Annotated in this window: 5 protein-coding genes; all 5 read right to left on the bottom strand. The window is 69.0% G+C overall.

Annotation, left to right across the window (positions count from 1 at the left end; all coding sequences use genetic code 11):
- Nucleotides 1-39: 39 nt before the first annotated feature.
- Nucleotides 40-6,453 carry an Ig-like domain-containing protein gene (locus CSC68_RS04540; RefSeq protein ID WP_162202350.1) on the bottom strand — a complete coding sequence of 2,138 codons (6,414 nt, stop codon included), beginning with the start codon at nucleotides 6,451-6,453 and terminating at the stop codon, nucleotides 40-42.
- A 51-nt stretch (nucleotides 6,454-6,504) separates the two neighbouring features.
- The gene (locus CSC68_RS04545) at nucleotides 6,505-8,052 is read right to left on the bottom strand and encodes a hypothetical protein (RefSeq protein WP_162202351.1); all 1,548 of its coding nucleotides are present in this window, start codon (nucleotides 8,050-8,052) and stop codon (nucleotides 6,505-6,507) included.
- Between the two features lie 68 nt (nucleotides 8,053-8,120).
- Nucleotides 8,121-9,749 carry a hypothetical protein gene (locus CSC68_RS16020; RefSeq protein ID WP_162202352.1) on the bottom strand — a complete coding sequence of 543 codons (1,629 nt, stop codon included), beginning with the start codon at nucleotides 9,747-9,749 and terminating at the stop codon, nucleotides 8,121-8,123.
- Complete coding sequence (locus CSC68_RS04555; protein WP_162202353.1) at nucleotides 9,746-13,381, bottom strand: IPT/TIG domain-containing protein; 3,636 nt, start codon at nucleotides 13,379-13,381, stop codon at nucleotides 9,746-9,748. The genes CSC68_RS16020 and CSC68_RS04555 overlap by 4 nt, the downstream gene beginning before the upstream one ends.
- A gap of 536 nt (nucleotides 13,382-13,917) precedes the next feature.
- Nucleotides 13,918-15,837: a M61 family metallopeptidase gene (locus tag CSC68_RS04560; RefSeq protein ID WP_425501204.1), complete on the bottom strand. Its 1,920-nt coding sequence runs from the start codon at nucleotides 15,835-15,837 to the stop codon at nucleotides 13,918-13,920.
- Between the last annotated feature and the right edge of the window lie 59 nt (nucleotides 15,838-15,896).

Here is a 15,896-nt window from a genome sequence, read left to right on the forward strand (position 1 = left end):
CTGGGGCATGCGCCCCCTCCCCTTGCCTACCGCGCCGGGTCATTGCCCGCCCTCGTTGCCGCCGCCGGACTGGCCGTCGGGCGAGTTGAAACAGTCGCCATCGCCGCGCACGCAGGGCGGCAGGCCCGGCAGGCCGCTGTAGTTGCCGCCGCCGGAACCACCCCAACCGCCGCCGCCCCAGACACCACCGGAGCCACCGCCACCCGGGCGGGTGCCCGCCGGGCAATGGGTACTGACGACCTGGATCCAGGTTGCGTCGGAGCCGCAGTTCTCGCTCACCTGGCCGTTGGCGCACTCGTACTTGCAGCCCACGCGATAGCGCGACGTATAGGTGTAACAACCACTGTTGGTCGAACTGGCGGCCGGCGCAGCCGTCGCGACCGGGCGGAACGCGCCACTGCCTTCGGCTGCGGTGGCAATCCTGGAAACACCAGCCTCCGACATCGGCTGGGGAGCGATCGGCATCCCTTCGGGGCCGACGACACCTCCCTCGCCTGGCGAGCCCACCGCAATCACGCGGTACGGCAGGCGCACGCGCTGCTTGGCCTCGAGGCTGGTCGGCGGCGTGGCAAGGAACTCGAACTTGAAGTACGCGTCGTCACCCGGAGGCGTCGGCGTCACGTCGTCGGCGCGCACCAGTCCGTAATTGGTGAGGATCAGTTCGCCCTGGAACACCTCGCCCGGCGCCATCGGCGGCAGCGTGATGCTGGTCGGCTGGAGCACCACCACCGCGGCCGGGACGTCCGTCTCGAAGGTCGCCTCGAGGGTGATCTCGTAGCGGTCGTCGATGGTGATCTCGCGGACGGTCCAGTCGACCTGGATCAGGGTGTATTCCAGGAACACCGACTGGTTGGTGGTGATCCCCGGCCGCACCACCACGCGGCCACCCGCGTCCTGGTGGTTGGGGCCGCTGGCGCGGAACCGGTAGGAACCGGCCGGGAGGCCCTGGAAGAACGCCTCGCCGAATGCGTCGGTGGTCGCGTCGTAGGTCTGGCTGGCCACCAGCTCGTTCTGCAGCCGGATCCGCGCCCCGGCCAGGCCCGGGATCAGGTTCCCCTGCGAGTCGCGGGTGGCGGTGTAGATGTCCGCCACCTTGAACAGCACGTTGCCCTGGCCCGACTGGGTCACCGAAACGAACACGTTGATGTCGGCGTTGGGAACGTTGGCGCCCGCCACGCGCAGCACGAACTCGTGGATGCCCTCGGCCACCAGCTCGGTGGGCGCGATGCTGAGGTCGAGGCTGCGCTTCTCGCCGACGCCGATGCTGCCCAGCGCCGGCGAAGAGGCGAGCGCGATCCACGACGGAGCCGGGTTGCCGGCACGGTCCAGCAGGGCCGCCGTCATGTTCTCCATCGCCACGAAGCCGCGGTTCTCGATTTCCACCGACTCGACCACGCTCTGGCCGCGGGACAGGCCGGCCTCGACGTAGTTCGGGCGTGCGTTCAGCACCGGCTTGGCCTCGGTCAGCGTGTAGTCGACCGGGATGACTGCCAGTGGCTCGGCCGCCCCGTCGGCGAAGGCCGCGAGGAAGATCCGGCCGGAAGGCGGCGCCGCGTTGTCGCCGGAGATCGACACCGGCAGGGCCAGGTTCTGCTTCGGGCCGATCTCGATCGGCGCGCCGGGGACGACCTGGATGCCCGGGGTCAGCGCACCGCCGGACTGGTACTCGGCCAGGTAGGCAAGGCGCACGCCGGTCGCCCTGGTGCCAGCGCCGGACACCGCCCGGAAATCGATCCGGTAGGCGTAGTTGCGCGGCACCGTGACCTTGAACGAGGCCGGCGAGATGCTCACCCGGTTGATCGTGAACTGGGCCTGCTGCGGACGATCCGTCATGTCCGGATGGATCGCGCCCACGTAGTACAGGCCGGAGTCGGTCACGGTCGGCTTGTACACGTAGCGGAAGGCACCGGACGCGTCGGTAGTGACGCTGGCCAGGCGCTCGAAGCCTTCCTGGTTGACCGCGATGCGCAGCGGGACGTTGCCCACGGCGTCGCCCGAGTCGCGGTCCACCGCCCGGCCAGTGATCGTGACGTCGCCGGTGCCAAAGGACATCACCGGGCTGACGCTCTCGATCTGGCCGAAGTAAGGCGTGTTCGACAGGGACACGCCGCGCTCGCTGCCCAGGCCGGCGATCGAGACGAAGTCGGGCTGCCCGGTGTTGTAACGCAGGGCATCGACCTCCAGGCGCAGGCGCAGCTGGTCCGGGCTGGCAGCCGGGATCGGCATCTGGAACGTGTCGGATACGTAGCGCTGGCCCGGGGCGATGCGCGCCACCGTCTCGCCGGTCGGCACGGTGACCACGCCGGCACCCGTGGCCTGGCGGTAAGGCGTGGTGGACACCAGGTTGCCATCGGTATCCAGCAGCTTCAGGCGCAACTCGCTGGACGCGGCCGCACCGAAGTTGCGGGCGGTCAGCAGCTCCACCTCCACGTCCGAGGTGTTCTCCACCACCAGGCGCACCTTGCCGGTGGCGCCGCGGACGAAGCTGTCGGTCTCCATGCCCACGACCAGGGCGCTGTCGACCGCGGTGACGTCGACCATCCTGCCGACGGTGGCGCGCTCGCCCTCGTGCGGCTCGTTGACGACGGAAACGGTCATCCGGGTCGAGGCCGGCAGGTCCGCGTGGCCGCCCACGATCACCGGCACCAGCCGGGTGGCGTTGCCCGCCAGCTGGAACTCCTCGGAGCGGAAGCTGCGCGAGCCGGTGGTCAGCACGACCCTGGCCGAGGCCAGCGCCGCCGCGGACAGGTTGGAAACCTGCACGCCGACGCGGTTCATCACGTTGCGCTTGAGCGGCAGGCCCGAGACGACCTGGGTGGAGACATTGGGGAGCAGCAGGCTGCGCGACTGGCGCTCGCCGTTCTCGTCGACGGCGTCGACGGTGTACAGGCGCTCCCCGGCGGTGAAGCCGGTGTCCACCAGCTCGCGCGCCGTGGTGGGCGTCGGGGTGAGGGTCACGCGGCCCTCGCCTTCGCCGACATGCACGTCGAAGCCGACCGCGCCGGTGCCGTTCGGGGTCCACCGCAGCAGCGGCAGGGAGGTGCCGACCTGCTCGACCTCGATGCTGCGCACCGGCAGCAGGCTGAAGTTGAGGTACGCGGAGTTGGACACCGCCGACTCGTTGCCGGCCGCGTCGATCGCGGTGACCACGTAGGCGTGCTCGGACTGCGAGGGCACCGGGTCGATTGCCTGGGTGCCGACGATGTTGTCCCGCACCGGGGTAAGCCCGCTTACGTCGCTGATCGGCGAAGTCGCCGCACGGTAGAGGCGGTACGCCTTCGGCGCAGGGCCGACCGGCGGCTGCCAGGTGGCACCGATCCCCTGGCTGAGCAGGACCAGCTGCAGGTTGCGCGGCGCACCCGGCGCCACGCGGCTGCTGGTGGCCTCGGCCACCGGCGACATCGCGCTCAGCGACTCCGGGCCATTGGCCTGGCGCACCGAGGCCACGGCGTAGCGGTACGTGCCGTCGGCCGGCGTGGCATCGACATGGCTGGCGCCGGTGCTGCGGGCCAGCGGCAGCAGCTCGGCATCGCCTGGACCCTGGCGATACACCTGGTAGCCGGTGGCGCCGGTGACGGGCAGCCATTCCAGCGCGATCTGGCCGCCGGCACGTGCACGGGCGCCCAGGCCCAGCGGCACGTTCAGGGACGGCAGGTCACCCTGGTAGACCTGGAACGCGTTGGCCACCGCCACCGAGCTGGAACTGTTGCCCAGCGCATCGGCTGCCACGAAGTCGAACGCAAGGTCCTCGCTGCCATTGGCACCGGCATCGGCGGGCAGTTCCAGGGTCGCACGCCAGCGCCTGGCCGACAGGCGCTGCACGCCACCCAGCGCCACCGGGCCGCGACCGGCACCGGACAGTCGGTACTGGAACGAGGGCGGCGTCGCAGCCGGGATATCCTCGCCGAATTCGAACGTGGCCTGCACGTTGCGGTTGACGCCCGCGTTGATCGGTGCGGCCGGAGCCAGCTCGATCCCGGTCAGCGACGGACCGACCGTGTCGATCAGCAGCGTGCCACCGGCCAGGATGCTGTCGCCGCGGTTGCCGGCGAGGTCGCGGGCGGAGAACAGGACGTTGGCTTCGCCCTGCCCGGTCCCCGGCGCCAGGGTCAGCGAACCGGCGTAGCGGGTTTCGGTCTGGCGCACGAGCTCGACCGGGATCGGCAGGCCGCCGGCCGGGACCAGGCTCAGGTAAGGCGTGCCGAGCAGCTGCTCGCTGACCTCGACGACCAGGGCAAGCCTGCCCTGCCCATATACGCCGCGGCTGGCGTCATGCGTACCCTCGTGCGTGTACTCGATGGACACCACATGCGGCGGAGTGCGGTCGATCGAGGCACTGGCCATGGCCGTGGGCAGGCTCTCGGTGCCCGAAGCATTCACCGCGACCACACGGTAGTAGTAGGTGCCGTCGACGTCCGGCAGGTCTTCGATGCTGGACGTGTTCTGCCCCGGTGTGGCGACCCGCTGTGCCTCGCCGAGCACCTCGAATGGCGCCGCTGCACGGTAGACCCGGTAACCGACCACGTTCGGATCGCTGGACAGCGTCCATACCAGGCGGATGCGGCCGTTGAACAGCGACGCGGTCAGGCCGGTCGGTGCGGTCGGCACGCTGGTATCGAGGGTGACGGCCACCGGGGCCGAAGCCGCGCTGGTGCCGTACTGGTTGGTGGCCGTCGCGCTGAGCACGTTGGCACCGGGGACCAGCTCGACCTGGGCGGAGAAGTTGCCAGCGGTGCCGGCCGCCACTTCCGCGGCCACCACGCCATCGCGCAGTACCTGCACGGTGCTGCCAGCCAGCGCCGTGCCGGAGACGACGATGCTCGACTCGCGGGTGCTGGCTCCGTTCGCCGGGCGGGTGATGACCGGCGCCGGCGGACCGGCATGGGTGACCTGGATCGTGTACTGCAGGGTCGAAACGTTGCCCAGCGAGTCGAACGCACGCAAGGCAAGCACGTAGCTGCCGTTGGCGAGGCCCTGGATGGACAGCGGCACGGTGAACACGCCGCTGCTGTTGCGGATGGCGGTGGCGCGCACGACGCCGTCAAGCAGCAGCTCGATGCGGGAAATCGCACTGCGGTCGCTGGCCGTGAATGCCAGGGTCGAGTCGGCGCTGAAGGTGGCGCCGTCCGCCAGCGGGATGTTGCCGGCCTTGATGTCGGCCAGCTCCGGCCCCTCCAGGTCCGGCACCGGTGCGCCATGCGAAACGGTCACCGACACGCTGTGCTCGGCGGTGCGACCAGCCATGTCGGTGGCCACCACGCGGATGCTGTAGTTGCCGTCGGCAACGGCGTCGGTGTCCCACGCCAAGGCATAGGGCGCCGTGGCATCGGTGCCAAGCAACTGGGAACCGAGGAAGAACTGCACGCTTGCCACGCCGGACGCGTCGCTGGCAGCAGCCTCGATGGTGATCGGATCGCGGACCAGGCTGCCGGGCGCGGGACTGGTGATGCTGACCTGCGGCGCCTCGGTGTCAATCAGCACGCCATCGGCCAGCGTGGCGCTGACCACGTTGCCGCCCGGGCCACGGAACTGCGCGCCCAGCGTCTTGCGGCCATCGCCGGCGGAAACCTCGAATTCGATGGTGGTGCGGCCACCCGGCAACGGCTCGTAGGAGACGCCGGTGAAGTTGCCGTTCTCGGCCACGCGGAACTCGGTGGCGTTCACGCAGGACAGGTCCAGCGCGATGGTGCGGGTCTCGAAATACGGAACCGGCGCCGCAAGGCGCAGGGTCGGATTGATCAGCGGAAGCGCGGCAAGGTGGTTGGCGTAGTTGACGCCAGCGGACACCGCATCGCCCTGCCCCGCCGGATTGGCGGCCGGATCGTTCGGACCGGAGGCATGACCCCACCAGTTGCCGGTGGCCTTGATCACCGTGACGGGGGTCAGGTTGCTGATCGCCAGGACGCTGTTGCCGACGAACTGGGTGCTGGCAACCGTCGGCTGGCTGTTGCTTGCCTCCAGGCCGGTCTGGTTGCGCAGGAAGCTGGAACCGGTGATGGCCGGCGAAGCGCCATCGACCAGGCGCAGGCCGATGACGCTGTCGGTGACCTGCACGAACTGCAGGCCATGCGCCACCCCACGCATGGTGAACGCAGCGCCTCCCTCGGCCTCGCCACCACCGGCGTAACGCAGGGCCAGGTCGTTGTAGTTCACCACCCCGTAAGAAGCAGACGACTTCTCGATGCGTACGCCACGCCAGTCGCCAGCCGCCGGCGTGCCTTCCGGCGCGCCGTCCCTGCTGCTGGTGAACACCACGCCCTTGCCGGCCGCCATGCGGTCGCGCACGACCAGCCCCGCGTCCTGGCCGAACTTGACGACGACGCCATCCTCCACCGTGAGGTCGGCCGCGGGCAGGCCGGCCGCGACCAGAGCCAGGCCGAGGGCGGCAAGCGCAATCCGCCGCTGGATCCGGCGCCGCATCCGGGCACCGGCGACTGCTGGTGAGTGGCTCATCGATCGCGCGTCCTTATCGCGGAATGCTCGGGCGTCGTCTACAGGGTTGGGTCAGCCGCGGAAGCCGACGGCAGCCAGGGCCGCGTACGGCAGCTGGAACTGCTTGCCGGATTCGGTAACCAGGGTCGCCTGGGCGCTGCCTTCCAGTGCCACCGTCACGTCAACCCGCTCGACGCGCTCGTTCTGCGCAAAGCCCGACAGGCGCTCCTCCAGCACCCTGTCGTTGAGCGAGGCCACGGTGATCGAATAGGTCGTCGACGCCTGCAGGATCGTCGGCCCGGACGGCAGGGTGATCGAAACCGACGCACTGCCAGCCGCCGCGGAGCCTTCGATGGCTCCGCTGGTCGCCTCGACCACGGTTCCATACGCCGGGACCGCGCGCAGGGTCACCTGGTTGCCAAGCGGGATGTTGCTGCTCTCGAACACGACATCCATCGGCCCTTCGCTGGCCGAGGCAGGCAGCACAACGTCCGCGACGCCGGTGGTGTTCGCCGGAACCGCACGGCCCGCTACCGAGGCGATGCGCAGGGTCGGCGGGTTCGACAGGAACACCGGTCCGGGCGTATCACCGATGTAGGCCGGGTAGGAGTTGCCGCTGAAGGTGATCGCCTCGCCTTCGATGCGGATACGGCCTTCGGAGCCTCCGAAATCGGCCGTATTTCCAGCAATACCGCAGCGTTGACGTCGCGAATTGTTGTAGTTGATGCATCCGCCTTCTGCATACAGGTTTCCGTTCCCCTCCACCTTGGTTCCGATCAGACGGATTGCGCCGCCGGCACCGCCGGAACCTTGGCCACCGACATTCGTGCCGGCGATGCCACCACCGTCACCACCACGGGCATTGATGCTTCCGGTGATGCGCAAGGTGCCGGATGCGGCCACAAGAATGGCGCCGCCGCCGCCGCCGCCGCCCGAGCCAGGATAGTTGGCGCCGCCACGCCCGCCCCCACCGCCCGAGCCACCCAGAAGCGGCTGCAGGAGTTCGTTGCCGTAAGCCTTCGAGAATGGCCCGTAGTTGTTCGCGCAATAGTTCCGGGTCGAAGGCTTGTAGACATTGAAAGCGTGCGCGCCACCAGTACCGACGTACTTCCAGTAACCCGTCGTGGTGTTGCAGTTGTCATTGCCCTCGATTCCTCCAGCTCCGCCGCCGGGACCAAGCCCCGCGCCGCCACGGATGATGGCTGCACGCAACTGCTGGTCATCGCGACCACCGCGACCGCCATCGAAGCCACCAGGACCACCCTCCCCGGGAATACCGTCGTCGCCGAGATTGCCGTCCCCATAGGTGCCAGTGGGCTTGGCGTCCTGTCCGGATACGTCGATGGCACCAGCAATGGTCACGTCCCCGCTGGCGAGCAGGTACACCGGGGTATTGGCCGTGTTCCTGCGGAACTTCACGGTCACGCCTGCGGGGATATTGACCGAGGTGTAATTGAGGATCCCGGATTCGGGAAGCTGGATCTCGGTATTCACGGTCGGATTGAGCGCACCGTCGGCGCCCGTGCTCCCGCTATCGAAAGCCAAGACCGACGGAATGCCGAACCCCATGCCCAAGGCGGCGACAAGCGTTGCGCGGGTGAGCGATGCCACGTATTTCATGACCTGTTCCTTTCGCTTGTATGCGTTTCCGGAATGCTTCGTAAGGGATCTGCGACGTTAGCGGGCGATCATCCGCGGAAGCCGAGGGCGGCCAGGGCCGCATAGGGCAATTCGATGCTTCGTCCAGAAACGGTGTGCAGGGTCGCCAGTGGCTCCCCACCGATGGATACCCTTACGTCGACCTTCTCGACACGCTCGTTGTTGGCGAGCCGGGACATGCGCTCAACCAGCGCCTCATCCCCGAGCGTCGCCAGCACAACCGTATAGGTCGTCGTCGCCTGCAACGTGCTCGCGCCGGCCGGCAGTGTGACGGAAACCTGGGTCGTACCGGCCGATGTCGAACCCGCAATAGCTGGGCTGATCACCTCGACCGGCTTCCCGTGGCGCGGTACCACCCGGAGGGTCACCACGTTGCCCGGAGGCACGTTGGTGGTCTCGAATCCGATGACGTTCGGCCCCTCCGCAGCGGCAGCCGGGAGCGCTACGTCGTTGACTCCGGTTGGCTTCTGCGAGACAGGTTGGCCAGCGACCGAAGCAATGCGAAGCGCCGGCGCCCCGGAGATGAAGACGGAACCAGGCGTGTCACGAACGAACGCCGGCTGCGAGGTGCCATTGAACGCGATGGCGTCCGCCTCGATCCGGATCCGGCCAGGAGAGCCGCCGTACTCATTGGACCCGCCGTTGTGTCCGCAGGACTGGCGGCGATTGTTGTTGGCGTTAATGCATCCGCCGTTGGCATACAGGCGGCCGTTACCCTCCACGCGTGTAGCCATCAGACGGATTGCTCCACCGGAGCCGCCAGCCCCCTGGCCACCTGCACCGGCTCCTGCGAGTCCGCCACCATCACCACCATTCGCGTCGATGGTTCCGGTTACCGAAAGCGTTCCCGAAGCAGCAATCAGGATCGCGCCGCCACCGCCACCGCCACCCGATCCGGCGTAGTTGGAACCGCCACGTCCGCCTCCGCCCCCGGATCCACCAATAAGCGGCTGGAGCAGGTCGGAACCGTACGCAAGTCCCTTAGGACCGTAGCTCGCGCCACAGTAGTACGTCGTATAGCGCTTGTAGGCGGTGGCGCTGTACCCGCCCCCTACGCCGATGTATGGGTAGTAGGAACCATCCAGAGTGCAGTTGTTTCCACCCTCGATTCCACCAGGCCCGCCACCGGGCCCGAGGCCTGCACCGCCGCGCACCAGCGCGACGCGCTGCTGGGCATCCGCCCTGCCACCCCGACCACCGGAATAGCCACCCGGCCCGCCTTCGCCAGGGTTGCCGTCGTCGCCCAGCACGCCGTCGCCGTAGGTACCCGTGGCCGCGGCATCCCCGCCCCGGATGTCGATGGTCCCGGCGATGGTCACGTTGCCGCTGGCCAGCAGGTACACCGGGGTGTTCGTCGAGTTCTTGAGGAAACGGACGGTCACGCCCGACGGGATGTTGACCGTCGTGTAGTTCAGCACGCCGGATTCGGGCAGCTGGATGTCGATGTTGCTGGCTGGATGCAGTTCGCCGTCGGTGCCGGTACTGCCGCGGTCAAAGGCCAGCGCGGCCGGCGCGACCAGGAACGCAGCCATCGCGGCCGCGATCGGCAGGCGTGAGAGGAACGGCAGCTGCGACATGACAGACTCCTTGGGCGTTGGCTTCCCGTCGCCGTCTCTGGCGACCGTTTCGATGGAATGACGGGTGGTGCGAAGGTTCATGGGCGGACCACCTTGACCGTGTTGGCCGGGTTCGGCGTGGCCGTGGTCGCGCCGCCAGGCACGGTGAGCTGGAGCACGCGGTCGCCCGGCGCGGCCTGCAGGTCGACATGGAAGGTCAGCTGCAGCAACTCGCCGTACGTGTCCTGCGACCACACCGGCGTGCCGACCAGCCGCACGCCATCGCCGGGCAGCAGGCGCGCGCCGTCGACGTTGCGGAGCCCGGTGCCGCGCACGCTGAGCGTGGTGACGGTTCCGGCATCGAGGATGATCGGTGAGGTCGAATCCATCGTCGGCACCTTGCCGATGCCGAAGACCGCGTCCTTCGCGTCGACCCATGCGACCTGGCCGCCCGCCGTCGAGAGCCGCAGGCGCCGCTCAGCCAGCGTGGCATCCGCGGTCACCGAGAGCGGGATCTCGAGCTGGCTTCCGTCGGCGCTCGCGGCAAACGTGCCGAACAGCAGGCCATCATACGGCGTGGCCGAGATCGCAGCCACCTGGTCCAGCCCGGCGCCACGCACCACCAGCGTTCCGGACGTGCCCTGCAGGATGCCCGCGGGCGTCTTCCCGGTGGCAACGCTGCCGATCATTACCCGCACCTCGGGGCTGACCGCCGGAGCGTCGAGCTGGACCGGCGCCGGCGGATCGGATTCGATCAGCACGCCGACCACGTTGGACAGGAAGCTGCCGTCGACACTGGTGCCCAGACCGGTGTCGCCCACCGTCAATCCGACCAGCGGCGCGGCGATCGCGTGGTAAACCGGGCCGGCCTGCGTTGCCAGGTAGATGGTGTTGCCCTCGTGCGGCTCGCTCGTGGAGTCGCCCGCCGGCGTGGTGACCACCAGGCTGCGTACGCCCGGTGCGGCATTGGCGTCGACCACGATGGCGAATTCGAGCAGCGTTCCATCGGCCGACGCGGCCAGCGGATAGTTCACGGTGACGCCGTCTGCCGGGATCACGCGCACCTGCGATGCGTTGGCCAGATGACGGCCGCGGACAGCCAGCTTCTGCGCAGGGCCCCCAAGCGTGGCCACCTGCGGCGTGACCGAATCCAGCTCGGCCAGCGGTGCCGAGATCCGGAACGCCCCATCGAGCACCTTCGCGAACGCCAGCGGACCGGTAGGCGTATCCAGCACCAGCCTGCGCAGGCCCAGCTCCGCACCGGCATCGACCTCGACCGTGAAGACCAGGCGGGTGCCCTCGGCCTCCACCTGCGGCGCGCCGACGACCACGCCCTGCGACGGAACCAGCGACACGCTGGTCACGTCCTGCAGGCCCTGGCCCTGCACGGTAACGGTGGTGGTGGTTCCGATGATCGCCCTGGACGGCGCGATGCCGATGGCCGATGCGCCAACCACGATGCCGACATCGGACGTCAGCACCGGCAGGCCGACCTCGTCCGCCGGCGGTTCGGCGTCACCAACCACCACGCCGACCGTCGGCGCCGCCGCCAGGGACTCCGGCCCCAGGCCGGCGACGACGTGGAAGGTGTTCGCGGGTACAGCCGCGGCCTGGCTGCTGCCCGACGCCGTGGTCACGCGCACCACGCGCTCGCCCAGCGGCGCGTCGGCCAGCACTTCGATGCTTGCACGCAGTTCGGTGCCGTCGGCACTGACCTGCGGGATGGCATCGAGCACCACGCCTTCGCCCGGCAGGACTTCGAGCGAAGCGCCCTGCAGGTTGCGGCCACGCATGACCAGCGAGGCATTGGCGCCACGTAGCAGGCGGCCCGGGCTGATGGAGTCGAGCTGCGGCTCGCCGGAGGTCAGCTGCACTACCGAAGCGGCAGCGTCGGCGAACACCAGCTGGCTTCCCGCCGCATCGCGCACGACCAGCCGGCGCGGACCGGGCTGCGCGTCGCCGTCAGCGGTAACCGTCGCCACCAGCGTGCTGCCATCGGCCGCGACCACGCCCTGGCCCACGGTAATGCCGTCCGCCGGCACGAAGGAGAGCTGGGCACCGGCCGGGATGCCAACGCCATGGATGGTGAACGGCTGTGCCGATCCACGCTGCCAGCCACGCGGACTCGCACCGGTCAGCACGCCGCCGATGCTGACGCCGACCACGCCCTGCTGGGTGACCGTGACGTCATGGCTCGTGGTCGGTTCCACGCCGGCCACGGTGATGCCGACCGGCAGCGCGAAGCTCGTGCTTGCGCCCCGGAAATCCGGGGTGATGAACAGCGGCGCGCGGATCTCGGCCAGGGTCGGCGACTGCGCGATCAGCGTGACCGAGCCCTGCGCCAGCGGCGTGATCGCCAGGCGCGCCTCGACCTGACCCGCGGCAATGACCAGGGTCTGCGGCGACAGGCTGGCCTTCGTCGGGTCGGACAGCGAGAAGTTCAGCGTATGGTCGCGGAAATCGGCCTTGGACAGGCGCACCAGGATCTCGCGGGTCTGGCCGTCCGGCGGCATGGCGATCGGCGCCGGCTCGAAGGCCACCGTCGGCGGCACCGGCATCTGCACCTTGAGCGTCGCCGAGCTGGCCGACACCAGGTACTGCCCCTCGTCGAGCGGATCCGGGTTGCGGGCCTGCACCGGCAGGGTTGCCGCCGCCGTCTGGTTGGGCAGGCGCGCATGCAGCTCGGAGCTACTGACGTAGGTGGTGGGAATGGCGCTGGAATTCACCAGCACCTCGGAACGGTCGTTGAAATTGCGGCCGGTGACCGTGAGTTCGGTAACGCCGGCACCGGCGATGGCGACGTCGGGCGACACGGCGGTCACGCCCGGTGCCGCCTGGGTCACGCCGAGCGCCGCCGGGAACACCACCTCACCGGCATCGACGAGCACGCGAAGCGCCGCGGGGCCGAGATCGGCATCCGCGGCGGCGGTAACCTGGATGTTGAAACGCGAGGATGTTCCTCCAGGGAACACCGTCGCCGTCAGGCCTTTCCGATCGAACGTGGGTGACGTCGCGCCGGCGAGCCGGGTTCCATCCACGGTGATCGTGGCCGACTGGCCCTGCTCGAGGGTCGCTGGCGACGTGCGGGAAATGGACGGCGACGCGCCCACCGACACCGTGCCGGCACGGACCACGTAGGGAATGCCCCGCAGGCCCCACTTCACGCTGCGCTGGATGTCGCCCGGCGGGACTTCGATGCCGTCCAGGCCATTGTTGCGGGCACGGTTGCCGCTGCCGGTCGGCGACGCTTCAAGGTCGATGACGATCGCCGCACCGAGGTTGTTGCGCAGGTCGAGGAAGTTGAAGACCGGAGCCGCGCCCTGCACCGAGATGCCGTTGCCGTACTCGAGCACCACGTGCTCGAGCCGGCTGTCCACGGCACCCGGGAGGAAGGTCCAGCGCCCGAACGCGCCGGGCGACGCCGTACCGCCGTCGCGCAAAGATTCGGGACGCACGCGGATCGGCCGGGAGGCACTGCCCAGCGCACGCAGGCTGCCGGCCTGCACCGTCACCATGGCCGAATCGCGCATGTAGACATCGACGCCGGCATCGATCTCCAGCGCCGCGCCGTTGCGGATGACCAGCTCGCCGCTGACCACGTACGGGCTTCCCGCCTGCGTCCAGCGCGTATCGCTTTCGATCACGCCGGAAACGTCGGTGCTCGCGTGCACCAGGGCCGGCAGCAGGGCGAGCAACGCCAGCACCGATGCCGGATGGAAGACGCGCTTACGCATCGAAAGGCCACCCGCACGCCATCCTGGCGCAGGACTCCCGGACAGTTTCCCGAGCATGCGGACGAGGCCGACGATGCACGTTGTCATGGTGCGACTCCATCCCTGGCTCTGGCTGGCAGGCAAAGCGTGCCGACATCAGGCGTGCCCCGGGCGGGACCCACCTTCCCCAACTGCTAAGGCAAAAGCACTGCATCGGCCGCGGATTTCCCCGCGGTCGTGATCCGGTACCTAGTGACTACGTTCCTGCGAACGCGGAGACGAGGCGGCGCAAGCGGCCGATACCCCACCTATGCGGGCGCACAATCCCTGTACGAAAAGCATGAATTCCCCTTTCGAGACGTAATTCCTTCCCCAAGGAACTGCCTGGCCTGCTCGCGATTGCGCGGACGCAGGCACTCAGGGCTGGCATCGTAGAAGCTGCCTTGCATGGCAGTCAAGATGTTGGCGCCCGACGTGGCGTCGGGAAAGTGACGCGTGCAATCGTTACGTCCATGCGCGGCACTTCGCCGCGCATGGCTTCCAGCTCCCGGCGCCGCCTATCGCGGCGCGAGCAGCCGCGACAGCGTGTCCGGCGTGCCGGGGATCCGGGCCAGTCGCGGATACCGCAGCGATCCACTGTAGGGAATCACCATCGCGACGCGCTTTCCGTCCTGTTCGACGAGCAGTTCCACCGGCTGGTTGCCGGCGTCGCGGACTGCATCCAGCAGTCGCGCGACGTCGAAAGGCTGGCCCCGTACCTCCACGATCCGGGCGCGAGGCGCCAGGCCCGCCTTGAAGGCCGGTCCATCCCACACGACCGAGGCGAGCACGCCCTGCGCGGTCACGCCCATGCCCAGCGAGTAGGACAGGTCGACCATCCCCGCCTCTTCCTCCTGCTGGCGGAACGCCTCGGTGGGCGTGTCGGTATAGACCAGCTGCCATCCATGCCCGGCCAGGCCGGCATTCGTATCGACCTCGTCGTGGCCGTCCACCCAGGCTCGCAGGTGCCTAGCCCAGTCTCCCGGCGCCGTGGCCTCCAGCGCATCGCACAACTGCGCGAAGGTGTAGGTCCTGGCGGGAGCATCCGGTGTCGCGCCGGCGAAGAACGACCGCGCGAAATCGTCGATGCCCTTCCTGCCCCGCGTGAGCGCGCGAAGGCGCGCGTCCACGTGCAGCCACAGCATCACGCCTTCCTGGTAGTAGTCCTTGCGCCGCTGCCACTCGGTCCAGCGCACGCGCTGCAGCAGCATGAAGGACGGATAGTTGACGTCGTCCGAAAGGCTGCGCCATGCGCGGCCCGGTGTATTGGCGACGCGCGCGGCGTCGATCGCGAGCTGGTCCAGCGTCTCCCCGCGGCTGCGCAGGCCGGCGCGCGCAGCCAGGACGCGTCCCCAGAACTCGCTCTGCCCCTCGTACACCCAGAGCAGGCTGCCCGACTGCGGCGTGTTCGGCGTCGGAGCCCACAGGTCGGCCGGTACGCGGTAGAGGCCATTCCAGGCATGGACCAGCTCGTGCGGAATGATGTCGCGGCTGCCGAGCTGCGCAGGCCACTCCCGGAAGTAGCTGGACGCAATGGCAATCTCGCCGGAACGCCGGTGTTCGGTGCCGCCGGTGGCGCCGTCATCCGACATCCGCGCGAGGATCTCGTAGCGCTCGAACGGCGCAGGCCCGAAAACCGCCGCGGCCTGGGCGACCATCCGTCGCAGGTCGGCGACGCGTTCGCGCGGCACCTCGAGATCCTCTTGGCGCGGAGCCATCAGGTTGAGCGTCACCTCCGACCCACCTGCCTTGCCCAACGGGATCCGCCCGAGGTGGCGCGCGGCAAGGAGCGGAGAATCCAGCAGGGATTCGAGGGTGACGACGCCCAGCTCGAGCGCGCCGGCGGTGGACGACACGGCCTCCAGCGACGAGGCAGGCGCCAGGCCAGGCGGCAGCGACACGGACGGCCTCACCTGGATGTTGCGTGCGTACCAGCCGGCCGGATAGAGGACCAGTTTCTGCCAGGGAACGACGACCATGTCCGGCGCCAGCAGGTCCTCGCCCGCAACCACCTGGTACGTTGCCTCGATCGTCGTCGCGCCGGCCGGCACCTCCAGGTGGAACGCATGCGGCTCGATCGGATCGCGCCGCCACTGCACGCGCCTGCCGTCCACCGACACGACCAGTCCCGCAAGATTGGTCACGGTCAGGCTGGGTCCATGGCTTGCACTCTCCCAGCGTGGGTACAGCAGCGTGACCCTCCCCGCCTCCTGCACCGGGATACGCACCCGCACGTTGAACACCTTCCGCGCCACATCGGTGGCGTCCACTACGAGATCGACAACGCCATCGTGGTTGCGGTCCACCGGTGCCGGGATCGGCCATCCCGCATTCGCCTGGACGGGTTGCTCCGCTGCCGCCGCATGGCCGCATGGAACCACCAGCAGCATTCCCGCAAGGATGACACCCGGCATCAGAGCGCGCGGGACAAGTGGCATGCATGGCGGAGCCTTGCTCCGGCGACAGGGGAAAGGATGCACCCGATTACTCTCCCTGG

Source organism: Pseudoxanthomonas suwonensis (assembly GCF_010093235.1).
Lineage (GTDB): Bacteria > Pseudomonadota > Gammaproteobacteria > Xanthomonadales > Xanthomonadaceae > Pseudoxanthomonas > Pseudoxanthomonas suwonensis.

Coding starts and splice junctions, on each gene's coding strand:
- CSC68_RS04555 (WP_162202353.1), bottom strand. CDS start 13,381: ATGCGTAAGCGCGTCTTCCATCCGGCATCGGTGCTGGCGTTGCTCGCC.
- CSC68_RS04540 (WP_162202350.1), bottom strand. CDS start 6,453: ATGAGCCACTCACCAGCAGTCGCCGGTGCCCGGATGCGGCGCCGGATC.
- CSC68_RS04560 (WP_425501204.1), bottom strand. CDS start 15,837: ATGCCACTTGTCCCGCGCGCTCTGATGCCGGGTGTCATCCTTGCGGGA.
- CSC68_RS04545 (WP_162202351.1), bottom strand. CDS start 8,052: ATGAAATACGTGGCATCGCTCACCCGCGCAACGCTTGTCGCCGCCTTG.
- CSC68_RS16020 (WP_162202352.1), bottom strand. CDS start 9,749: ATGAACCTTCGCACCACCCGTCATTCCATCGAAACGGTCGCCAGAGAC.